This is a genomic window from Nocardia acididurans (assembly GCF_016741815.1).
GTDB classification, from domain to species: Bacteria; Actinomycetota; Actinomycetes; order Mycobacteriales; family Mycobacteriaceae; genus Nocardia; species Nocardia acididurans.
Genome location: NZ_JAERRJ010000007.1, coordinates 279,708 through 301,445, shown reverse-complemented (window position 1 = coordinate 301,445; position 21,738 = coordinate 279,708). Strand labels below are relative to the sequence as shown.

At 69.3% G+C, this 21,738-nt stretch carries 19 protein-coding genes; 14 read left to right on the top strand and 5 right to left on the bottom strand.

Translation table 11 applies throughout. The features are described 5' to 3' along the window. Positions 1-2: 2 nt before the first annotated feature. From JK358_RS19835 to JK358_RS19825, 3 genes are read left to right on the top strand one after another with little or no spacing between them, the layout of a single operon-like run. Positions 3-1,361: an ABC transporter substrate-binding protein gene (locus tag JK358_RS19835; protein ID WP_201949210.1), complete on the top strand. Its 1,359-nt coding sequence runs from the start codon at positions 3-5 to the stop codon at positions 1,359-1,361. Next, complete coding sequence (locus tag JK358_RS19830; RefSeq protein ID WP_201949209.1) at positions 1,358-3,223, top strand: ABC transporter permease family protein; 1,866 nt, start codon at positions 1,358-1,360, stop codon at positions 3,221-3,223. The genes JK358_RS19835 and JK358_RS19830 overlap by 4 nt, the downstream gene beginning before the upstream one ends. Beyond that, a complete protein-coding gene (locus JK358_RS19825; RefSeq protein ID WP_201949208.1) occupies positions 3,220-4,977 on the top strand; it encodes a tetratricopeptide repeat protein in 1,758 nt (585 codons plus the stop codon). Before JK358_RS19830 ends, JK358_RS19825 begins: the two co-directional genes overlap by 4 nt. A 14-nt stretch (positions 4,978-4,991) precedes the next feature. Here JK358_RS19825 and JK358_RS19820 read toward each other — a convergent pair whose 3' ends face one another. Both JK358_RS19820 and JK358_RS19815 read right to left on the bottom strand, forming a co-directional pair. Next, positions 4,992-5,618 carry an alpha-ketoglutarate-dependent dioxygenase AlkB gene (locus JK358_RS19820; RefSeq protein WP_201949207.1) on the bottom strand — a complete coding sequence of 209 codons (627 nt, stop codon included), beginning with the start codon at positions 5,616-5,618 and terminating at the stop codon, positions 4,992-4,994. Between the two features lie 85 nt (positions 5,619-5,703). Then, positions 5,704-6,594, bottom strand: coding sequence for an alpha/beta fold hydrolase (locus JK358_RS19815; RefSeq protein WP_201949206.1), 891 nt, complete (start codon positions 6,592-6,594; stop codon positions 5,704-5,706). 112 nt (positions 6,595-6,706) lie between these two features. Between JK358_RS19815 and JK358_RS19810 the strand changes: the two genes are divergently transcribed. Beyond that, complete coding sequence (locus tag JK358_RS19810) at positions 6,707-7,306, top strand: TetR/AcrR family transcriptional regulator (RefSeq protein ID WP_201949205.1); 600 nt, start codon at positions 6,707-6,709, stop codon at positions 7,304-7,306. A gap of 33 nt (positions 7,307-7,339) precedes the next feature. Here the strand turns inward: JK358_RS19810 and JK358_RS40055 are convergent, their stop codons facing one another. Continuing rightward, complete coding sequence (locus tag JK358_RS40055; RefSeq protein WP_201949204.1) at positions 7,340-7,777, bottom strand: MarR family winged helix-turn-helix transcriptional regulator; 438 nt, start codon at positions 7,775-7,777, stop codon at positions 7,340-7,342. Between the two features lie 56 nt (positions 7,778-7,833). Here JK358_RS40055 and JK358_RS19800 point away from each other — a divergent pair, with 56 nt between their 5' ends. The 3 genes from JK358_RS19800 (at position 7,834) to fmdA (ending at position 10,576) form a co-directional block, all read left to right on the top strand. Beyond that, entirely contained in the window at positions 7,834-8,916 is a 1,083-nt protein-coding gene (locus JK358_RS19800) for a substrate-binding domain-containing protein (protein WP_201949417.1), read from the top strand. A 112-nt stretch (positions 8,917-9,028) separates the two neighbouring features. Further along, positions 9,029-9,307: an FmdB family zinc ribbon protein gene (locus JK358_RS19795; RefSeq protein ID WP_201949203.1), complete on the top strand. Its 279-nt coding sequence runs from the start codon at positions 9,029-9,031 to the stop codon at positions 9,305-9,307. Positions 9,308-9,322: 15 nt separating this feature from the next. Next, positions 9,323-10,576 (top strand): formamidase, encoded by a 1,254-nt coding sequence (fmdA, locus tag JK358_RS19790; protein ID WP_201949202.1) that lies wholly within the window; start codon positions 9,323-9,325, stop codon positions 10,574-10,576. A 42-nt stretch (positions 10,577-10,618) separates the two neighbouring features. Here fmdA and JK358_RS19785 read toward each other — a convergent pair whose 3' ends face one another. Together JK358_RS19785 and JK358_RS19780 are read right to left on the bottom strand one after the other, a co-directional pair. Then, positions 10,619-11,497, bottom strand: coding sequence for an alpha/beta fold hydrolase (locus JK358_RS19785; protein WP_307817628.1), 879 nt, complete (start codon positions 11,495-11,497; stop codon positions 10,619-10,621). Positions 11,498-11,519: 22 nt separating this feature from the next. Continuing rightward, positions 11,520-12,581, bottom strand: coding sequence for a mechanosensitive ion channel family protein (locus JK358_RS19780; protein WP_201949200.1), 1,062 nt, complete (start codon positions 12,579-12,581; stop codon positions 11,520-11,522). Positions 12,582-12,834: 253 nt separating this feature from the next. On the opposite strand from JK358_RS19780, the gene pyrR reads away from it, so the two are divergent. The 7 genes from pyrR (at position 12,835) to pyrF (ending at position 21,681) form a co-directional block, all read left to right on the top strand. Continuing rightward, a complete protein-coding gene (gene pyrR, locus JK358_RS19775) occupies positions 12,835-13,470 on the top strand; it encodes a bifunctional pyr operon transcriptional regulator/uracil phosphoribosyltransferase PyrR (RefSeq protein WP_201949199.1) in 636 nt (211 codons plus the stop codon). Further along, positions 13,467-14,432, top strand: a complete 966-nt coding sequence (locus tag JK358_RS19770; protein ID WP_201949198.1) for an aspartate carbamoyltransferase catalytic subunit — start codon at positions 13,467-13,469, stop codon at positions 14,430-14,432. Before pyrR ends, JK358_RS19770 begins: the two co-directional genes overlap by 4 nt. A gap of 43 nt (positions 14,433-14,475) precedes the next feature. Next, the gene (locus JK358_RS19765; RefSeq protein WP_201949197.1) at positions 14,476-15,768 is read left to right on the top strand and encodes a dihydroorotase; all 1,293 of its coding nucleotides are present in this window, start codon (positions 14,476-14,478) and stop codon (positions 15,766-15,768) included. Positions 15,769-15,874: 106 nt separating this feature from the next. Continuing rightward, positions 15,875-16,375, top strand: coding sequence for a PH-like domain-containing protein (locus JK358_RS19760; protein ID WP_232851555.1), 501 nt, complete (start codon positions 15,875-15,877; stop codon positions 16,373-16,375). Beyond that, on the top strand, positions 16,372-17,511 hold the full coding sequence (gene carA, locus JK358_RS19755; protein ID WP_201949196.1) for a glutamine-hydrolyzing carbamoyl-phosphate synthase small subunit: 1,140 nt from the start codon (positions 16,372-16,374) through the stop codon (positions 17,509-17,511). Before JK358_RS19760 ends, carA begins: the two co-directional genes overlap by 4 nt. Next, entirely contained in the window at positions 17,511-20,852 is a 3,342-nt protein-coding gene (gene carB / locus JK358_RS19750; protein ID WP_201949195.1) for a carbamoyl-phosphate synthase large subunit, read from the top strand. The genes carA and carB overlap by 1 nt, the downstream gene beginning before the upstream one ends. A gap of 4 nt (positions 20,853-20,856) precedes the next feature. Further along, positions 20,857-21,681, top strand: a complete 825-nt coding sequence (pyrF, locus tag JK358_RS19745) for an orotidine-5'-phosphate decarboxylase (protein ID WP_201949194.1) — start codon at positions 20,857-20,859, stop codon at positions 21,679-21,681. The last annotated feature ends 57 nt before the right edge of the window (positions 21,682-21,738 follow it).

Here is a 21,738-nt window from a genome sequence, read left to right as displayed (position 1 = left end):
GCATGACAATCAGGCGCAGGTCACTGTTGCGGGCGGGACTGGCGCTCCCGCTCGTCACGGCCTGCGCGCCCACGGTGCTGCTCGGCGACCGCGACGCGGTGCGAATCGCCGTGCCCTGGAGCGGATTCGAATTGCTGGCCTTCGATACGGTGCTGGCCGGCGCCCGGCAGCGCGCCACCGCCCGGGGTATGCGACGCGAGACCCGGTTGATCCTGCTCGGCGATGACATCGACACAGCGTTCTCGGCGCGCGGCGCGTCCGCACCGGAAATCGTCATGCTGCCGCAGATCGGGCGAATACAGGAACTGCTGGCGGACAAGCACTCTCCGCCGGCGATCGACGCCGCACTATGGGAGGACGCGGCCGGGCTGTGCTACGCGCAGCACTGGGATCGGGCGCTGCGGCGCAGTGCGGCACGCACCGACGACAACCACTACGGCTTGCCGTTCAAGAGCGCACAGAAGTCACTGATCTGGTACGACAGGCAAACCTTCGCCACGCATGAGAAGGCGCTGGCCGCACACGGTGTGGGTGATCCGGGCACCTGGACCGTCGCCGACTGGCCCACGGCCATGGCGGCGCTCGAACCCACCGGTGTGCGGCTGCTGGCCTTCGGCGCGGCCGACAGCTGGGTGGTCACCGATCTGTTCGAGAACCTGCTGCAGGCCGAATCACGGTCCGTGTACACCGAATTGGAAACCGCGACCATCCGATGGCCGTGGGATCGGCCGGAAGTGCGTGCCGCACTGCACCGTCTGGGCGAGTTGTGCAGTCACCCCGCGGCGTTCCCGCACGGCCTCGCCGTCGCCTTGACCACCCAGTTCCCCGCATCGATTCGCGACGTCTTCGACCGCCGTCGCGCGTTGATGGTCGCCGCACCGGATTTCGCCGAACCGTATGTCCGCCGCAGCCTGACCGATTCGGGGCGCGGCACCGGCAGCGTCGGCCTGCTGCCCTTCCCCGCGCTTGCCCCCGGCGGCACCCGGCCGGTGCTCGGTGGCGGTGATGTCATGGTCCTGACGCGGGAGGCCGGTGACGATGCCCGCCTGCTGCTGGCCGAACTCGCCGCTCCGGATGCGGCGACGACGTGGATCGACGATCTGGGCGGCTTCTCGTCCCCGCATCTGCGCAGTGCGCGCCGGTACTCGGCGCTGCTGGAACCTGTTGCGCGGGAGCTGGATTCGTGGACCAGCTTCGACCTGTCGGACCGGATCGGCTCGGCAGGCGGCCGGTGGGGGCTGCGTCGCATCCTGACCGACTTCCTGCTGGAGATCGCCGAGTCGGGGCGCGCCGGACTGCCCGCCGCGGTGGACCGCGTGGTGGTCCGCCTGGACGAGTTCCGGACGGGCGGGCCGCGGTGAGCACCCCGGAATTCGACCCGCGGGTCTTCGAAACACCAGATCTGCGAATGGAATTGGCCACGCGACGACTCTCGGGCCCGCTGGTGTCCGGCCATCATCCGCGCCGCTGGTTCGGCTGGGCCGTCCGGATCCCGGCGCTCGCGCTGATCGCCGTCCTGCTGGTGGTTCCGGCCGGGTGGACGGTCTGGCTCGCGGTCGCGGCCCGGCCGTTGGTGGTGGCCGGTTGCGGTCTCGCGGTGCTGTGCGGAATCGCCGATACGGTGCTGGGCCGGACGCGGCGCTGGCTGTCGGTCCTCGGCGTGGTGATCGTGAGCGCGGTGGTGCTCACGGAGTTCGGCGCGACGGGCGCCTGGGCCTATGTGCGCACGCTGGGCTGGGTGCTGTGGGGTGTGTTCCTGGTGCTGTTCGCGCTGCTGCTCGCCTGGATGACCCGTGGTCCGCGCTGGGTCTGGCTGCCGCTGATCCTGCCGTTCGGCATCTCCGCGTTCGTCTCGGGCATCGCCTTCCGCCTGATCTTCGAACAGATCGCGGAACTGCTGCGACTGGATTCGGTCGGCGAGTACCGGTGGCTGTTCACGGTGCTGATCGCCTCGGCCTTCGCCTGGACCTGGCTCGGTGCGCTGACCGGCGTCTGGCGGGCGGCCGTGATCGGCCTGGAGGCCGACCCGGTGCAGGCGCGGATCGTGTACGGCCCCGACACGGTGGATCCGCCGGGGCACGGGTGGATACGCAGGCGAATACGTCTGCTGCGCAACCAGATCCGCATGCTGCACGAGGTGCGCAAACTGCTGCATCCGACGCTGCTGATGCTCGGGTTGATCGTCGGCGTCGCGGCGGCGCGGGTGTTCGACGTCGTCCTGATCGCGGTGCCCGGTCCGCTGCAACCGGCGGCGGAGAGCGCCACCGTGCACTGGTGGTATCTGACCGGCCGGTCCGGATTCGGGGACGGCGACGCGGCGGCCTACGCCCTGCCGCTGGCGGTCCTCGTCGGGTTGACGGCCTGGCTGTTGCAGCCGGATATGCGCCGCTATCGCAGGCCGCGGCCCTCCGCTCCGTCCATGCGGCGGGATCCGGTGCGGGATCGCCCGTCCTGGTGGTCGCGGCTGTGGCTGCTGATCGTCATGGTGCCGCTGCTCGTCCCGATCGGCTGGCTGCTCGTCGTGGCGCTGCGGCAGCGCGGCGGCTTCGGCGTCGAAGGGCTGCGCTGGGTGTGGAGCGACGCCGCGCTGTGGCGCTCCCTGGAGACCACACTGTGGGTGAGCGCCCTGGCCACCGCGGTCGTGGTGACCGCCGCCGTTCCGGTCGCCTTCTGGCTGGCCGAACTCGCTCCCGGACAATGGATCTCCCGGATCGCCGTGCCGATGACGGTGATCCTGGCGGTCATGCCCGCACAGATCTACGGTGGCCCCATCCGCCTGCTGATGGATACCTGGGGCCTGTCGCACAGCCGCGTTCCGCTGATCTTCGTCCACGCCGCCGCCGGGCTGCCGATCGCGATCCTCATTCTGCGCGCCGCCCTGCTGGCGCCCCCGGAATCGCCCGCCGCCGACGCGCTGCACGGTTTGGCGCGACCGGCGACGATTCGCCGCAGACTGCGGGAGATGGCCGGCCCGGCGATCGGCGCGGTGGCCGTCCTGGAGTTCGTCCAGGTGTGGAACGACTTCTTCGTCGGTCTGCTGATCGGCGGCGTGGGTGAGTCCCCGTGGTCCCGGTTGCTGTGGGGCGAGGCGCGCCAATTCCACGAGAACGCAAGCCATCTCGCGGCGGGCGCACTGTTGTCGGCGATTCTGCCGGTGCTCCTGCTGCTGGGCACGTGGCGGCGCTGGGTGGTGCCCGGCATCACCGGCGGGGTGCGCCGGTGACCCGGCCGGTGCCGCCGAGCGGGCAGTCGCTGTCGATCGCCACCCCCAAGTCGTCGCTGTGGCGCGGCCTGCTCGCGACGGCCTCGGCGGCCGCGACCGCGCTCTGCTACGAATTGGCCCGCACCCTGGTGGCCGACACCTTCGGCGGCAATCCGGCGGTGCAGCGGATTCTCCAGGCGATGCGGTGGCTGCCGTTGGTGATCGTCGCGGTCGCGGGCGGGTACGTGGCCTACCGGACGCTGCACTCCGTGCGGGATCGGCGGCGGCGAGCGCGGGACGCCGACCTGCTGGCCGACCTGATGGGGCCGGGACATGTTGCGGTCGAAGGCATGTCGCCGCCGCGGGCGGGAGCCGCACCCGGGGTCAACGCCACGGTTCCGCAGGCCGCGATCGGCGCGGTGATCCGGGTGCTGCGCCAGCTGCCGATCGGGACGTACCGGCGCACCGGGTTCATGGTCATGCTGGGCGCGATGCTGGAAGCGCCCGCGCGGATACCGGCCCGGGACACCGACGACTGGACTCTTCCGCCCGGTGCGCCCGCGGTCGTGCTCGCGGAGTTGTTCTCGCGCCGTGAACTGGCACTCGACGGACCGGACGCCTACCGGTGCATGGACAACCTGCTCACCGCGGTGCCGCCGGCCCCGGAGGTGGTGGTGGCCGCCATGCGCGCCGCGGCGCTGCCCGCCCTGATCGCCTATCACGCCGACCGCGCGACCCGCTGGGCCAAGGCCCTCGACACCTTCGCGCTCGGGGCCGCGGCCCGGGGGTGGTTCGCGGAGGAGGGCGCGGCGCTGCGCGGCCTGATCGTGGACTGCGGTCCACCCACGGCATTGCCCGCCAACACGATTCGCGATCTGGCTCGCATCGCCGACGCACTCGATACCTGGTACGCCGGTCTCGGCGCGGACGAGAACGGCCCTACCGCAACGGTTCCGCCGCTCCCAGAGGCCGTGCTGCGGCTGCGGGGGATCGAAAACGATTCGGCGGCACGGGAGTTGGCGCGAATTCGCAGCCGCGGCCATCACGCTCCGTCGCGGCGTTCCGGCGCTCGGCTGCGTTCGAGCCTGGCCGCGCGCAGGGAACATCGGCGCGCGCTGAGTTTCCTGCGGCGCTATCGCCCACCCGCCGCGCTCACCGGCGCGGCGGCCGTCCGCCAGCGCGCGGCGGTGGTGCAGCGGCGGCTGGCCGCCGCCGAGCGCATCCTCGAGTCGGCGTGGTGGCTGCTGCCCCGCGCCGATGTCGCCGGTGAGGTGTCCACGCTGGTGAATCTCGCGGTCGTCCATCTGCATCAGGGCCGTTACGACGCCGCCGGGGATCGGCTGGAGCTCGCGGAAGCCTTGACCCGCAACGGGATCGACCCCGTCGGTCGCGCACACGCCTACGAGACCATGGGCGTGCTGATGTGGGCCAGGAAGGAGCCGGAGGGCGCGGTCCGCTACTGGCAGGGCGCGCTGCGCGACTTCCGCGCTCTGCGCCACGAGCCGGGAATCGCCCGCTGCCTGCAGCATCTGGGCTCGGCGGCGGTGGCCGCGCCCCGTCGGATCGGCGGTCTGGTCCTGCCGGGCGACGGCCGGGTGACCACGGTCGAGGTGCTGCGCCAGGCCACCGGATGGCTGGCCGAAGCCGACCGCCTCGGCACCGGCACCGGGCTGGCCGGCGACTACCGGGCCGAGGCGCTGGCAGTGCTCCCGGCCTCGGTCGGCCCGCTGAACGAGATCGACCGCTGGCCGCTGGCGGCCGAGGAAGCCGGCTGAATCCATCCGACGGTCTAGCGCACTCCGCGCGGCCGGAACTGGATGCTGATGCGCGGCCCCACCGCCCGCCGCGTCTTGAGAACGGCGTGCTCCCAGGTGCGCTGGCACGATCCGCCCATGACGATGAGATCCCCGTGTCCGAGGGGATAGCGGATACTCGCCCCGCCGCCGCGCGGACGCAGCGACAGTGCCCGCGCCGCGCCCACCGAGATGATGGCCACCATGGTGTCGGCGGTCGCGCCGCGTCCGATGGTGTCGCCGTGCCAGGCGACGCTGTCGTTCCCGTCGCGGTAGTAGCACAGGCCCGCCGTGGTGAACGGTTCGCCGAGTTCGTCGCGGTACCGGGCGCTCAACGCGTCGCGCGCCTCGGTGAGAACCGGGTCGGGGAGCTCGCGGGACTCGTCGTAGAAGCTCAGCAGCCGTGGCACATCCACCATGCGGTCGTACATGTTCCGGCGGTCCACCCGCCACGGCACGTGCGCCGCGAGTCGTTCGAACAGCTCGTCGGCCCCGCTCAGCCACCCGGGCAGCACATCCACCCACGCGCCGTGCGTGAGCTCGGTGCGCTGAATTCCGTCCAGCGCGCCGAGCTCGATCTCCCCGAATCCATCGAGCAGCGATCCCTGCAGCGGTGTCGACATGCCGCCGAACCTACCACGGCGATCGAACATACGTTCGCGTGAATCGGACGTCGTAGTCGAAGCGCCGGTCGGGTGTCCGCGATGGTCAGTGCGCGAGTTCGGCCTGATCGTGCTGTGCGATGAAGTCGAAGACGCGCGCCAGGACCACGCCCTTGTGCGAGTCCTGGAACAGGAGCCCGTGGCCCCCGCCGGGTACGAGTTCGAACTCCGCGCCGGGAATCAGGCGCACTCGCGCGCGGGCCGTCTCGGCATCCTTCAGCAACACCGATTCGGAGCCGTAGACGACCAGCGTCGGTGCTGTGATCGATTGCAGCTCGGCGTCTTCGAGCGGTGCGGGCCATGGTGTGCGCGGCCGGTATCCGAGCGCGGCGAGCGAGCCTTCGATCTCCACCTCGGACAGCTCCACGCCGGGCATGAACCACGCGCTGAACCGCCGCAGCTTCTCCGGAGTCGGGTTCACGCCGACCCGGATCATCCGCAGCAGCAGCCGCCACGACGGCTTCACGATGCCGGCCCCCGGTTCGACGAGTGTCAGGCTGGCGAGGCGGCGCGAGCTGTGCACCCCGGCCATGCTCGCCCGCCACGCGCCGTCGGAGTAGCCGAGTAGGTGGGCCTGTTCCAGGCCGAGGGCGGCCAGCGCGTCCTCGATCCAGGCCGCGTAGTCGGCGGCCGCGGTGATGGGCCGGGTCTGTTCGCTGCGGCCCGGCGCACCGATGGTGTCGAGTGCGTAGACCGTTCGTTCCGCGGCCAGCTGCTCGATGATCGGGTACCAGCACAGGCCGTTTCCGCCCATCGGGTGGAAGAGCACCAGGGGAGTCCGCGGATCCGACCCGAACTTGCGCACCCGTGTGCTGCCGTACGAGGTGGCGACGTCGAATCCGGTCGACGCCACGGGCTGCAGTTCCTCGAGCGAATCGTAGATTCGCATGGCCTTCGCCTTCGCGGCGTCGCTCTTCCACTTCCCGATCTTGGCCATGGCCAACCCCTCCGTATGCGTCCGATTGTTAATGATACGAACGTATCATGAAATTGATATGGGCGTACCATCGAGACTTTCGCGGTCATCGATGAGACAGGAGACGCAGGCCATGCCCCGCTTGGTGGATCACGATCAGAGGCGGCGCGAGATCACCACCGTGGCCCGGAAGGTCATCGCCGGGGGCGGCATGGATGCGGCGACCTTCCAGTCCATCGCGGCCGCGGCGGGGATCTCGGTGCGGCTGATCCAGTACTACTTCGGCACCAAGAGCGAACTGCTGGCCGCCACCTTCCGGGCCGTCGTCGAGGACTCCGGGGTGCGAATGGCCCAGCGCCTCACCGCATTGGGTGTGGATCCGGAGCCTCGCGAATTCGTGCGCGCCGTCTGCACGGTGGTGATGCCCCTCGACGACGCCGGGCACGAGGACGCCCTCGTCCTGGCTGCCTTCCATGCCGCGGCCCTGGAGGGCGCGGGGCTGAGCGTGGCGGAGCGCGTCGGCCCGGTGCGCTGGCTGATCACCGCGTACGCGGAACAGATCCGGCGCTATCGGGGCGACGGAAAGTCCGGTGACACAGCGGAACTCGACGCCGAGTTGATCGTCGTCGCGACATCGGGGATCACCCAGGGCGTGCTGGCGGGGATGGCCACCCGGGAGCAGGCGGAGGTGCTGCTGGACCGCCTGCTCGATCGGACGATGGGGGAGAACTGACCCCGGGCTCGGATCGCCGGTAGCGGTATTCGCCTACAGCGCCGCGGGTTCCGTGGCCGAGATCCGATCCACCAGTGCGGTAAGGGATTTCGACAGCCCGGCGTTGCCGGCGAGCCCGGTGAGCCCGCCCGTGGTGAGCGCCTCGGCCATGACCCGGTGGGTCAGCACCCCGCGGCGCGTCGGAAAGACCAGGACACGCCGCCGGTCGGTGTCGTCCACCTTCCGGTGCACCAGATTGTCGGCGATCATGGCGTCGATCAGCCGCGTGAGCGTGGCCGCGTTGAGCAGTGTGGCATCGGCGAGCTGCGACATGGACAGCCCCGCGCCGCCGGCGACCGCGTGCAGCACATGCCAGCGGCCGACCGAGGTTTCGCCGAGGCATCCGGCGATGGCCCGATCCAGTTCCTGCGAGGCGCGTCGCACCAGTCGCGCCAGATCGTCCAGTGCGCCGAGCGCGGTGCTATCGTCCACGTCAGCACTGTACAACGCCGTGAGATCCGTTTTCATTTGCAAGCATTACGGTGGTGATGTCCGTGGCCGCCCGAAGCCCGAACACCTCCCGCGAGACGGTGGACATCGCCCTGGTGGTTCCGCTGAGCGGTCCGGCGGGCATGTTCGGCCCGTCCGCGGAGGCCTGCGCCGAACTCGCACTCGCCGATATCAACGCGGCGGGCGGCATTCTGGATCGCCGTGTGCGCCTGCATCCCGTCGACGCCGGTGCGCCGCTGCCGCTGCTGGCGGCGCGCATCGACGACATGGTCTCGCGCGGCCTCGTGGACGGGGTGGTGGGCTGGCATCTGTCCAACGCCCGCAAGGTCATCACCCCGCGGACCGCCGGGCGGGTGCCGTATGTGTACACCACCTTCTACGAGGGCGGTGAGAGCGGTGACGGGGTCTACATGGTCGGGGAAACCCCGGAGCAGCAACTGTTTCCGGCGCTGCGCTGGATGCGCGCGGAGTTCGGCATCCGCCGCTGGTGTGTGATCGGCAACGATTACGTGTGGCCGCGGGAAACCGCCCGCGCCACCGTGGAATTCAGTCACGGCACCGATATCGAGGTCGTCGGCTCGGCGTTCGTGCCTTTGGGCGGAAGGGATTTCGCGCCCGCGCTGCGCCTGATCGGTGAGTCCACCGCGACCGGTGTGCTGTTGTTCATGGTCGGCGCGGACTGCGCCGCCTTCAATCGGGCCTTCGCGGCCGCGGGTCTGGATGAGCACCGGGTGCGGCTGAGCATGATGATCGGTGAGGATGTGCTGTACGCGGGCGGTCCGGACAGCGCCCGCGGATTGTTCACGGCCTGCGGCTATTTCGAGAGCATCGTTTCGCCGGAGAGTATGGCCTTCGGCAGCCGCTACGCCGAGCGGTTCGGCGCGATCGCCCCGGCCCTGAACAATATCGGCGAATCCTGCTACGAGGGCCTGCTGCTGTTCGCGGCGCTGGCCGACAGCGCCCGGAGTCTGGATCTGCGCGCCATCGAATCCGGCGCGTCCCGGGTCACCTATCACGGTCCACGCGGCGAGGTCCGGGTGCGGGGCGCGCACACCACGCAGCCGGTGTACGTCGCGGGCGCCGACCTGCTGCGCTTCGAGGTCCGGGCCGAGCTCTCGTAACAGGCAATTAATCCGCCGGTTTCCACTGTGAGACCGGCCTCGCTTTGTATTGTGGGGCAAATGAAATATACCCGGATGAAAATATTCTGGGTCCGATGCCGGAGGTGACCCGTTGCCCCGCTACGACTTTCGCTGCCGAGACTGCGGCGACTTCGACGGCTTCCATCCCCTCGCCACCGTCCCCGACGCGGTGGCGTGCCCGACCTGCGCGCAACCGGCCCGGCGTCGCCCCGGCGGCGGGGCGCTGCTGCACGGCGGCACCACCGCCATGCGACTGCTCGACAGCACCGCCCGCACCGCGTCCGAACCGGCGGTAGTGGCGGCGCCACCACCCGGCGCACGCCGTCCCGTCAGCCGAAATCCGCTGCACCGCAAGCTCCCCCGCAACTGATCCGAGGAGGCATCGATGCCCGAATTGATCTTCCCGCTCGACTCGACCAAGCGGTTCGCCGACCAGAAGTTCGTCGGCCACAATCGCTGGCACCCCGATATCGCGCCCGTCGCCACCGTCACGCCCGGCACCGAATTCCGGGTGCACGTGCGGGAATGGTTCGACGGCGCGATCCGCAACGACGACAGCGCCGAGGATGTGCGCGACGCACCGCTCACCACCGTGCACTGCCTGTCCGGTCCCTTCGCGGTGGCGGGCGCGGAACCCGGTGACCTGCTCATCGTCGACATTCTCGATATCGGCCCCATCCCGCAGGAGGATTCGGGTCCCCTGGCCGGCCAGGGCTGGGGCTACACCGGCATCTTCCCGACCGACAACGGCGGCGGCTTCCTCACCGAGCATTTCCCGGACGCCTACAAGGCCATCTGGGACTTCAGCGGGCACACCACCACCTCACGCCATATTCCGCGGGTGAAGTTCACCGGCATCATGCACCCGGGGTTGATGGGTACCGCGTCCTCGGCGGATCTGCTGAGTACCTGGAACACTCGCGAGGCCGCGCTCATCGCCACCGATCCCGAACGGGTGCCGCCGCTGGCGCTGCCGCCCGAACCGCGCGACGCCATCCTGGGTTCCCTCGCGGGTCCGGAGTACGACCGCATCGCCGCCGAGGCCGCCCGCACCGCGCCGCCCCGGGAGAACGGCGGCAATCAGGACATCAAGAACCTCACCCGGGGCAGCCGGGTCTTCTATCCGGTGTTCGTGCCGGGCGCGAATCTGTCGGTGGGCGATCTGCACTTCTCGCAGGGCGACGGCGAGATAACCTTCTGCGGCGCAATCGAAATGGGCGGTTTCATCGATCTGCGGGTCGATGTGATCAAGAACGGCATGCAGCTGTACGGCGTGCACGAGAACGCGGTGTTCCTGCCCGGCAACGAGGGGCCGGTCTACTCGGAGTTCCTGGCCTTCTCCGGCACGTCGGTCACCCTCGACGGCGAACAGCGGTATCTGGACTCGCAATTGGCGTTCGAACGCGCGTGCCTGCACGCCATCGACTACCTCACCCACTTCGGGTACAGCCGCGAGCAGGCGTACCTGCTGCTGGGGGCCGCGCCGATCGAGGGACGGTTCTCCGGGGTGGTGGACATTCCGAACTCGTGTGCCACCGTCTATATCCCCACGGCCATCTTCGATTTCCCGATCACGCCGACCGCCGACGGTCCGGTGCGCATCGACCCGGGTGTCGGTGCGCCGCACGCCGCCCGCTGAGGCGGCCCCGCCGGACGACGAGGTCCGGCGGGTGCGCCGGTGTCAGCCCTGCAACCGGGACCGCACGAAATCGACCACCGCGTCGGTGAATTCGTCATTGGCGTCGCTGGCCGCGGTGTGGGCGGCGCTGCCGATCTCGATGTAGTCGGCCGCGGGAACCAGGGCGCGGAAGGCGGCCACGCCCTCCTCGCTGACCACGTCCGACAGCGCACCGCGCACCAGCAGCACGGGGATGCGCAGGTTCCGCGCGGCGGCCTCGAGGACCTCGCTGTTGAAGTCGATGTCCTCGCCGACGCCGCTGCGGGCCATCATGGCCGGATCCCAGTGCCAGTACCAGCGTCCGTCCGGGCGCTGCCGCAGATTGCGTTGCAGCCCTTCGGGATTGCGCGGGCGGCGGCGGTGCGGCAGGTAGGCGGCGACGGCGTCGGCGGCCTCCTCGAGGCTGGCGAAGCCCTCGGGATTACTGCTGAGGAAGGTCAGCACCCGTTCCACTCCGGCGCGTTCGGGCCGCGGCACCACGTCGACGAGGACGAGTCCGGTGATCCGTTCGGCCGCTTCGGGTTCGGCGGTGGCGAGCAGTCCGGTGATACCGCCCATGCTCGCGCCCACCACGAACGCCGGCCTGCCGAGCTGCGCCAGCACGCTGAGCAGATCGCCGACCATGGCGTCGCGTCGGTAGTCGCCGTCGGTCGCCCAGTCGCTGTCGCCGTGCCCGCGCGCGTCGAGCAGGACGGCGTGCATCCCGGCTTTGGCCAGGGCCAACCCGGAGTCCTTCCAGGAGTGCCGGGTCTGCCCGCCCCCGTGTAGGAATACGACCAGCGGTCCGTCCTGGGGTCCCCAGCGCTCGCCCGCGATCTCGATACCGCCGTGCCCGGCGAAGGTGACGCGGGCGGGTTCGGTGAAGTCGGCTTCGTTGCTCACCCTCCGAGCATCGCACATCGGTTTACGGTGTATGAAGACCTGCCAGCAAACGGGATCCACGCTCGCTGTCCGGAGCGAATTCGAGTACGCGCGTCGGGAAGGGGAAGACGATGCCTTCCTCCCGGTAACGGCGGTGCAGGGCTTTGATGAATTCGCTGATCAAGAGGTATTGGTCCTCGTAGTGGCGGGTGCGCAGCACGACGCGGAACTCGACGCCGGAGTCGCCGAAGGTGTGGAAGCGGACGCGCGGATCGGCCCCGGCGAATCCGCAGTCGAGTTCCTTCATCACTCGCCGCGCTACGTCCATGGTCACCGATTCCACATGTTCGAGGTCGCTGCCGTAGCTGGTGCTCACCTCGACCAGCACGGCCATATCCTGTTCCGGGCGGTGGTAGTTGGTGAGAATGGCCTCGGCGAACTTGCGGTTCGGCACGATGATGAAGTTTCCCGGGATGTCCTGGATGGTGGTGGTCCGCCAGTTCACATCGGAGATCCAGCCGGTCTCGCCGGTGTCGAGCTTCACGAAATCCCCGGGGTTCACCGTCTTCGATGCCAGAATGTGCACGCCCGCAAAGAGATTCGCCAGCGTGCCCTCCAGCGCCAGGGCGATGGCCAGTGCGCCGATACCGAGAGCGCCCAGCAGCGGGGTGATCTTCACGCCGACGCTGTCCAGGGTGATCAGCACGCCGAGCACGAAGACCACCACGCGCGTGATGGTGCCGAAGAGGCTGACCGAGCCGGAGATGCCGGTCAGCCGCCGCGCCACGGTGGTCACCACCTCGGCCGCGAGCCGCGCCACCGAGAAGGTGATGGCGAGCAGCAGCGCCGCCTCCAGCATCTGATGGACGGTGCGCGGTGAGAACGGCAGCCCGGTCGGCAGGGCCAGGGCGAGGGTCAGGCCGCCCAGGGAGCAGACCGGCACCGCGAGATCACGCAGCAGGCCGAAGGTCATGCGATGCACGGCCCGGGTATCGCTCGACAGCTTGGCGGCGAGGCGGTCGACGAGCCTGCGGACCGCGACGCCCACGAGTGGCCCGGCGATGACGAGCGCGGCGGCGATCGCCCAGACCAGCGGTTTGTTCATCGAAGATCCTCCCAGCATCGACTGATGGCGGTGGAACAGATGCAAACCAAACGAATCGGATCATAGCTGTGAGATAGCTGACACTCTGCTCGGGGCCGGTCGCGCACATCGTGCTGAATCTGCAGGTGCGCTGGTCGCCGGGGCGATTGCCGCGGGGGTGCGGTGACGGCGGCGTTCTCCGGCGCTGCTAGGGTTGCCAGTCGAAAAGACATCCTTTAACGGACCGTCCGGTGAGGCGGGGAAGGAGGTCGGCATGGCTGTGCCCGAAGACGGGGCCGCCAAGTCGAGCGCTGGCGAATACTCGCAGCGGCACGATCCCGAACAGGTCGAGGCCGGTCGCGAGCTGCTTTCCGATTCGGATGTCGGCCGGACCATCGCGCGCATGGCGCACCAGATCATCGAGAAGACCGCCCTCGATTCCGCCGACGCCTCGCACGGGCGCGTCGTGCTCATCGGAATCCCCACGCGCGGAACCACTCTCGCCACTCGTCTGGCCGGACGCATCGAAGAGTTCTCCGGAATCCGCCCCGCCGTGGGCTCCCTGGACATCACCCTCTACCGCGACGATCTGCGCAGCCGCCCGCATCGCCCCCTGGAACGCACCTCGGTCCCCGAGGGCGGTATCGAGGACGCGCTGGTGGTGCTGGTCGACGATGTGCTCTTCTCGGGCCGCACCGTGCGCTCGGCGCTCGACGGCCTGCGGGATCTGGGCCGCCCCCGCGCGGTGCAGCTCGCGGTGCTCATCGATCGCGGTCATCGCGAACTGCCCATCCGCGCCGACTATGTCGGCAAGAACGTGCCCACCGCGCGCACCGAGGACATCTCCGTGCTGCTGCGCGAGCACGACGGTCGTGACGGTGTGTATCTGCGTCAGGAGGGGGACAAGTGAAGCATCTGCTGTCGGTCACCGATCTGGATCGGGTCGCCGCCAACGGTTTGCTGGACGAGGCCGAACGCTTCGAGCAGGCGCTGCTGGGCCGCGAGGTCAAGAAGCTGCCGACGCTGCGCGGGCGCACGGTCATGACCGTGTTCTTCGAGAACTCCACCCGCACCCGGGTTTCCTTCGAGGTTGCCGGCAAGTGGATGAGCGCCGACGTGATCAATGTGAGCGCGTCGAGTTCCTCTGTCTCCAAGGGCGAATCGCTGCGCGACACCGCGCTGACCCTGCACGCGGCGGGCGCGGACGCGCTCATCGTGCGGCATCCGGCTTCCGGTGCGGCACACCAGATCGCGCGCTGGTTCGCCGAAATGGACCGGGCCGCAGGCGGTTACAACGGGCCGGGGCCGGCCATCATCAACGCCGGTGACGGGACGCACGAGCATCCCACCCAGGCACTGCTGGACGCGCTGACGCTGCGGCAGCGCCTCGGCGACCTGGAGGGCAAGCGGGTGCTGCTGGTCGGCGACATCCTGCACAGCCGGGTGGCGCGCTCGAATGCCTTCCTGCTCAGCACCCTCGGCGCCGAAGTGGTCCTGGTGGCCCCGCGCACCCTGCTGCCGGTGGGCGTGGAAGCCTGGCCGGTGCGGGTCTCGCATTCACTCGACGCCGAACTCCCCGGCGCGGACGCGGTCATGATGCTGCGCGTGCAGGCCGAGCGTATGAACGGCGGCTTCTTCCCGTCGGCGCGCGAATACTCGATCAACTACGGGCTGAGCGAACGCCGCCTGGGCATGCTCGAGGATCACGCCGTGGTACTGCACCCCGGCCCCATGCTGCGCGGCATGGAAATCGCCTCCGCGGTCGCGGATTCCCCCAAAGCAGCTGTGCTGCAACAGGTCAACAACGGCGTGCACATGCGCATGGCGGTGCTCTTCCGCCTGCTGGTCGGCACCGACGAGGTGGTCGCGTGAGCAGCTACCGCAACACCGACGGCTCGCACCGAGAGGAGACAGCATGAGCATCCTGATCAAGAACGCCAAGGTCTACGGTGAGGGCGATCCGGTCGACGTGCTGATCGCCGACGGTGAGATCCGTGAGATCGGCGCGGGCCTGACGGCCGCCGACGCCGAGGTCATCGACGCCGCGGGCCAGATCCTGCTGCCGGGCTTCATCGACCTGCACACGCATCTGCGCGAGCCGGGCCGCGAGGACACCGAGACCATCGAAACCGGTTCCGCCGCAGCGGCTCTCGGCGGTTACACGGCGGTGTTCGCCATGGCCAACACCAGCCCGGTCGCCGACTCCGTGGTCATCACCGACCACGTGTGGCGGCGCGGGCGCGAGGTCGGCCTGGTGGACGTGCACCCGGTGGGCGCGGTCACCGTCGGGCTCGAGGGCAAGCAGCTGGCCGAGATGGGCACCATGGCCGCCGGTGAGGCCGGGGTCCGCATGTTCTCCGACGACGGCCACTGCGTCTACGACCCGCTGATCATGCGCCGCGCGCTGGAGTACTCGAACTCGCTCGGCGTACTCATCGCCCAGCACGCGGAGGAGCCGCGGCTCACCAAGGGCGCGGTGGCGCACGAGGGTCCGAACGCCGCCCGCCTGGGCCTGGCCGGGTGGCCGCGCGCCGCCGAGGAGTCCATCGTGGCGCGCGACGCGCTGCTGGCCCGCGATGCCGGTGCGCGCGTGCACATCTGCCACGCCTCCACCGCGGGCACCGTGGAACTCCTGAAATGGGCCAAGGCGCAGGGGATTTCGATCACCGCCGAGGTGACCCCGCACCACCTGCTGCTGGACGACTCGCGACTGGAGACCTACGACGCGGTGAACCGGGTGAACCCGCCGCTGCGCGAGAGCTCCGATGTCGCCGCGCTGCGGCAGGCACTGGCGGACGGCGTCATCGACTGTGTCGCCACCGATCACGCGCCGCACGCCGAACAGGACAAGTGCTGCGAGTTCGCCGCCGCCCGTCCCGGCATGCTGGGCCTGGAGACCGCGCTCTCGATCATCGTCGAGACCATGGTCAACACCGGCCTGCTGGACTGGCGCGGCGTCGCCCGGGTGATGAGCGAGAACCCGGCGCGCATCGTAGGACTGGACGATCAGGGCCGCCCCCTCGCGGTCGGCGAACCGGCCAACCTGGTGCTGATCGATCCCGACACCGAATGGACGGTCGAGGCGAAGGAACTCGCGTCGATCGCCCACAACACGCCGTTCCAATCGATGACCCTGCCCGCGAAGGTGACCACCACCTTCCTGCGCGGCCGGATCACCGCGCGGGACGGCAAGGTCGTCGCCGGGTGATCCGGCGGGTGGGGAACCCAGGGATGGGCGGTCAGTGGCCGGAGGCGGCAGCCCGCGTAACCACGCGGGCCACCCGCACATCCCTAGATGGACACGGAGGAATCTGATGGAACTGGAGCGGTGGCTGTGGATAGCCGGGTTGCTCGCCTTGTTCCTGCTGAGCCTGTGGGGCATGTACCGCGCCTGGACCGGGCGGGCCCGACGACAGGCCGACTCGATCGGTGAACTCCCGGTGGTGCCCGCCGATTGCGGCGCGCAACTGCTGGAGCCCACCACGGGCCTGTACCTCGGCAGCACTCTGGCGCCCAGCTGGATTCAGCGAATCACGGTGGGCGACCTGGGCTTCCGTGCCACGGCGGAGATGACCCGCTTCGAGCGCGGCATCCTGCTGCAGCGTGACGGGACGGCCCCGATCTGGATTCCCGCCGAATCCATCACCGCGGTGCGCACCGAGCGTGGGCATGCGGGCAAAGTAATGACAGAAGACGGTGTGCTGGTAATTCGCTGGAAGCTGCCGACCGGAACCGAGGTGGATACCGGATTCCGGGGCGACGACAAGGCTGTATATCCGGCATGGACCGGCGTGAAGACGGGAGACGAGGCATGAGCAGCGGCAATCGGGGCGGGATAGGGGACAAAGACGCCGTGATGGTGCTCGAGGACGGCCGCGTATTCCGCGGGACGACCTTCGGAGCCACCGGACAGACCCTGGGCGAGGCGGTGTTCTGCACCGCGATGACCGGCTACCAGGAGACCCTGACCGACCCCAGCTACGACCGCCAGATCGTGGTGGCCACCGCGCCGCAGATCGGCAACACCGGCTGGAACGACGAGGACGACGAGTCGCAGCGGATCTGGGTCGCGGGCTACGCGGTCCGCGATCCCGCGCGCCGCGCCTCCAACTGGCGCGCCAACCGCACGCTGCAGGCGGAACTGGAGAACCAGAACATCGTCGGCATCGCGGGCATCGACACCCGCGCCCTGGTGCGGCACCTGCGCACCCGCGGCTCGATGAAGGCGGGCATCTTCTCCGGCGACTCGCTCGCGGAGTACGAGGAGATGCTCGACCGCGTCAACGGCCAGCAGTCCATGCTGGGCGCGGACCTGGCCGGGGAGGTCTCCACCAAGGAGATCTACACCATCGACCCGGTCGGCGAGCACCGCTTCACTGTGGTCGCGGTCGACCTGGGCATCAAGTCCAACACCCCGCGCATGTTCGCCGAGCGTGGCATGCGGGTGCACGTGGTGCCCTCGAACGTCACCCTCGACCAGATCAAGGAACTCGACCCCAACGGTGTGTTCCTGTCCAACGGTCCCGGCGACCCGGCCACCCAGACCGGCGCCATCGAGCTCACCAAGGGCGTGCTCGGCGAGGGCCTGCCGTTCTTCGGCATCTGCTTCGGCAACCAGATCCTGGGCCGCGCCCTGGGCCGCAACACCTACAAGATGAAGTTCGGCCACCGCGGCATCAATATCCCCGTGGTCGAACATCATTCGGGCCGCATCTCGATCACCGCCCAGAACCACGGCTTCGCCCTCGAGGGTGAGCGCGGCGAGGTGTTCGACACCCCGTTCGGCAAGGCCGAGGTCAGCCACGTGTGCGCCAACGACGGCACCGTCGAGGGCGTGCGCCTGCAGAACGGCAAGGCCTTCTCGGTCCAGTACCACCCGGAGGCGGCCGCCGGTCCCCATGACGCCGCGTACCTGTTCGACCGCTTCGCAATGCTGATGGAGGGACGCTGATGCCACGCCGTACCGATCTCAACCACATCCTGGTGATCGGCTCCGGCCCGATCGTCATCGGCCAGGCGTGTGAGTTCGACTATTCGGGCACCCAGGCCTGCCGCGTGCTGCGGTCCGAGGGCCTGCGGGTGTCGCTGGTGAACTCCAACCCGGCGACCATCATGACCGACCCCGAATTCGCCGACTCCACCTATGTGGAACCCATCACCTGGGAATTCGTCGAGAAGGTCATCGCCAAGGAGCGCCCGGACGCCATCCTCGCGACCCTGGGCGGTCAGACCGCGCTCAATTGCGCTGTCGCACTGCATGAGAACGGCATCCTGGAGAAGTACAACGTCGAGCTGATCGGCGCGGACTTCGAGGCCATCCAGCGCGGTGAGGACCGGCAGAAGTTCAAGGACATCGTCGCCAAGGTCGGCGGCGAGAGCGCTCGCTCCAAGGTCTGCTACACCATGGCCGAGGTGCGCGAAACCGTTGCGGAACTGGGTTTCCCGGTGGTCGTGCGCCCGTCGTTCACCATGGGCGGCCTGGGCTCGGGCATGGCCTACGACCACGAGGATCTCGATCGCATCGCCGGCGGCGGCCTGGCCGCCTCGCCCACCGCGAACGTGCTCATCGAGGAATCCATCCTGGGCTGGAAGGAATTCGAGCTCGAGCTCATGCGCGACCGCAACGACAATGTGGTCATCGTCTGCTCGATCGAGAACGTGGACCCGATGGGCGTGCACACCGGTGACTCGGTCACCGTCGCCCCGGCCATGACCCTCACCGATCGCGAATACCAGAAGATGCGCGACCTCGGCATCGCGATTCTGCGCGAGGTCGGCGTCGACACCGGTGGCTGCAACATCCAGTTCGCGGTGGACCCGAAGGACGGTCGCCTGATCGTCATCGAGATGAACCCGCGTGTGTCGCGCTCGTCCGCATTGGCTTCCAAGGCAACGGGTTTCCCGATCGCCAAGATCGCCGCCAAGCTGGCCATCGGCTACACCCTGGACGAGATCGTCAACGACATCACCAAGGAGACCCCGGCCTGTTTCGAGCCCACGCTCGACTACGTGGTCGTCAAGGCGCCGCGGTTCGCCTTCGAGAAGTTCGTGGGCGCGGACCCGACGCTGACCACCACCATGAAGTCCGTCGGCGAGGCGATGTCGCTGGGCCGCAACTTCTCCGAGGCGCTCGGCAAGGTGCTGCGCTCGCTCGAGACCAAGGCCACCGGCTTCTGGACCCTGCCCGACGGTGAATGGACCGACGTGCAGGCCATTCTCGACGATCTGAAGGTTCCGACCGAGGGGCGCATCTACCAGGTGGAGCGCGCGCTGCGCCTGGGCGCGAGCGTCGAAGAGGTCGCGAAGGCGTCCGGCATCGACCCCTGGTTCGTCGACGAGGTCGCCGGACTGGTCGAGCTGCGTCAGCAGGTCATCGACGCCCCCGTGCTCGACGCCGACCTGCTGCGCCGCGCCAAGCACTACGGCCTGTCCGACCGCCAGATCGCCGCTCTCCGACCGGAACTCGCGGGCGAGAACGGCGTGCGCGAACTGCGCCACCGCCTCGGCATCCGCCCGGTGTTCAAGACCGTCGACACCTGCGCCGCCGAATTCGAGGCCAAGACCCCGTACCACTACTCGGCCTACGAACTCGATCCCGCCGCGGAATCCGAGGTCGCGCCGCAGCGTGAGCGCGAGAAGGTCATCATCCTGGGCTCCGGCCCGAACCGCATCGGCCAGGGCATCGAGTTCGACTACTCGTGTGTCCATGCGGCGCAGACGCTTTCGGACGCGGGCTACGAGACCATCATGGTCAACTGCAACCCGGAGACCGTCTCCACCGACTACGACACCGCCGACCGCCTCTACTTCGAGCCGCTCACCTTCGAGGACGTGCTCGAGGTGTACCACGCCGAAACCGAGTCCGGCACCGTCGTGGGCGTCATCTGCCAGCTCGGCGGCCAGACCCCGCTGAGCCTCGCGCAGCGGCTCACCGACGCCGGCGTGCCGGTGGTCGGCACCTCCGCGGCCGCCATCGACCTGGCCGAGGACCGCGCGGAATTCGGCGAAGTCCTTGTCGCGGCCGGACTTCCGGCTCCGAAGTACGGCACCGCCACCACCTTCCCGCAGGCCAAGAAGATCGCCGCCGAGATCGGCTACCCGGTGCTGGTGCGCCCGTCCTACGTGCTGGGCGGCCGCGGCATGGAGATCGTCTACGACGAGCAGACCCTCGAGGGCTACATCTCCCGCGCCACCGAGATCAGCCCGGACCGCCCGGTGCTCATCGACCGGTTCCTGGAGGACGCCATCGAGATCGACGTCGACGCCCTGTGTGACGGCGACGAGGTCTACCTGGGCGGCGTCATGGAGCACATCGAGGAGGCCGGTATCCACTCCGGTGACTCCGCGTGCGCCCTGCCGCCGATCACCCTGGGCCGCAGCGATATCGAGGCCGTGCGCCGCTCCACCACCGCGCTGGCCAAGGGCATCGGCGTGAAGGGCCTGCTGAACGTGCAGTACGCGCTCAAGGACGATGTGCTCTACGTCCTCGAGGCCAACCCGCGCGCCTCCCGCACCGTGCCGTTCGTCTCCAAGGCCACCGCGGTGTCGCTCGCCAAGGCGGCCGCGCGGATCGCCCTGGGCGCGACCATCGCCGACCTGCGCAAGGAGGGCCTGCTGCCCGCCGAGGGCGACGGCGGCTACGCGCCGTTCGACGCCCCGGTCGCGGTGAAGGAAGCCGTGCTTCCGTTCCACCGCTTCCGCCGCCCGGACGGCTCCGGCATCGACTCGCTGCTCTCGCCGGAAATGAAGTCCACCGGTGAGGTCATGGGCATCGACGCCGACTTCGGCACGGCCTTCGCGAAGTCGCAGGCCGCCGCGTACGGTTCGCTGCCGACCGAGGGCACCGCCTTCGTCTCCATCGCCAACCGCGACAAGCGGGCCATGGTGTTCCCGGTGAAGCGCCTGCACGACTTGGGGTTCCGGATCCTGGCGACCGACGGCACCGCGGAAATGCTGCGGCGTAACGGAATTCCTTGCGAGCGGGTGCGCAAGCACTCGGACCCGGAGCTTGCGGAGGGTCGCACCGGCACGGCTGAGGGTTCCGACCTGTCGCCGAGCATCGTGGACATGATCAAGGACGGCGACGTCGACATCGTGTTCAACACCCCGTACGGCAACAACGGCCCTCGCGTGGACGGCTACGAGATCCGCACCGCCGCAGTCGGTGCCAATATCCCGTGCATCACCACCGTGCAGGGTGCGGCGGCGGCCGTGCAGGGCATCGAGGCCACCATCAACGGCGGCATCGGGGTACGGTCCCTGCAGGAACTCCACGCGACCCTGCGAGGCTGACGACATGGCGACATTCGGTGTGCGGCTGCGGGATGCGATGCGCGAGCACGGTCCGCTGTGCGTGGGTATCGACCCGCATCCGCCGCTGCTGCGGGCCTGGGGTCTGACCGAGGACGTGGCCGGGCTGAAAGCCTTCACCGATGCCTGCGTCGAGGCGTTCGCCGGCCGGGTCGCCCTGGTCAAGCCGCAGGTGGCGTTCTTCGAGACCTATGGTTCCGGCGGAATCCTGGTGCTGGAGGAGGCCATCGGCGAACTGCGCGAGGCGGGCACCCTGGTGCTCGCCGACGCCAAACGCGGTGACATCGGCTCCACCATGGACGCCTATGCGCACGCCTGGCTGGCCGGCGGACCGCTGGCCAGTGATGCGGTGACGGTATCGCCGTATCTCGGATTCGGTTCGCTCGCACCGGCATTGGATCTCGCCAAGGCCAACGACCGTGGCGTGTTCGTGCTGGCCGCCACCTCGAATCCCGAAGCGGCGGAACTGCAGACGATCACCGGCCCCGACGGCCGCACCATCGCCCAGCGCATGGTCGACGACGCGGCCGCCGCCAATGCCGGGGCCGAATTCGGTTCCGTCGGCGTGGTTGTCGGCGCGACGCTCACCGAAGCGCCCGATCTGGGCTCGCTCAACGGCCCCATCCTCATGCCGGGCGTGGGCGCGCAGGGCGGGGGAGCGGACTCCATTCGAAAGCTGGTGCCCGACAGCGATCTCGGCGCGGTCGTGCCCAATGTCTCGCGTGAGGTGCTCAAGGTCGGACCCTCGGTGTCCGCCCTGCAGGCCAAGGTCGCCGAACTCACCGGCGAATTCGCGTTCCTGCAGCGATGATCCCTACGTTCCGGGCCCGGTTCGCATCCACCGATGCGGGCCGGGCCCGGCGTCGTA

Bases quoted from the DNA above. Each gene is read 5' to 3' on its own strand.
- JK358_RS19835 (WP_201949210.1), top strand. From the start codon at position 3: ATGACAATCAGGCGCAGGTCACTGTTGCGGGCGGGACTGGCGCTCCCG.
- JK358_RS19820 (WP_201949207.1), bottom strand. From the start codon at position 5,618: ATGTCGACACCGCTGCAGGGATCGCTGCTCGATGGATTCGGGGAGATC.
- JK358_RS19815 (WP_201949206.1), bottom strand. From the start codon at position 6,594: ATGGCCAAGATCGGGAAGTGGAAGAGCGACGCCGCGAAGGCGAAGGCC.
- JK358_RS19810 (WP_201949205.1), top strand. From the start codon at position 6,707: ATGCCCCGCTTGGTGGATCACGATCAGAGGCGGCGCGAGATCACCACC.
- JK358_RS19800 (WP_201949417.1), top strand. From the start codon at position 7,834: ATGTCCGTGGCCGCCCGAAGCCCGAACACCTCCCGCGAGACGGTGGAC.
- fmdA (WP_201949202.1), top strand. From the start codon at position 9,323: ATGCCCGAATTGATCTTCCCGCTCGACTCGACCAAGCGGTTCGCCGAC.
- JK358_RS19780 (WP_201949200.1), bottom strand. From the start codon at position 12,581: ATGAACAAACCGCTGGTCTGGGCGATCGCCGCCGCGCTCGTCATCGCC.
- pyrR (WP_201949199.1), top strand. From the start codon at position 12,835: ATGGCTGTGCCCGAAGACGGGGCCGCCAAGTCGAGCGCTGGCGAATAC.
- JK358_RS19765 (WP_201949197.1), top strand. From the start codon at position 14,476: ATGAGCATCCTGATCAAGAACGCCAAGGTCTACGGTGAGGGCGATCCG.
- JK358_RS19760 (WP_232851555.1), top strand. From the start codon at position 15,875: ATGGAACTGGAGCGGTGGCTGTGGATAGCCGGGTTGCTCGCCTTGTTC.
- carA (WP_201949196.1), top strand. From the start codon at position 16,372: ATGAGCAGCGGCAATCGGGGCGGGATAGGGGACAAAGACGCCGTGATG.
- carB (WP_201949195.1), top strand. From the start codon at position 17,511: ATGCCACGCCGTACCGATCTCAACCACATCCTGGTGATCGGCTCCGGC.
- pyrF (WP_201949194.1), top strand. From the start codon at position 20,857: ATGGCGACATTCGGTGTGCGGCTGCGGGATGCGATGCGCGAGCACGGT.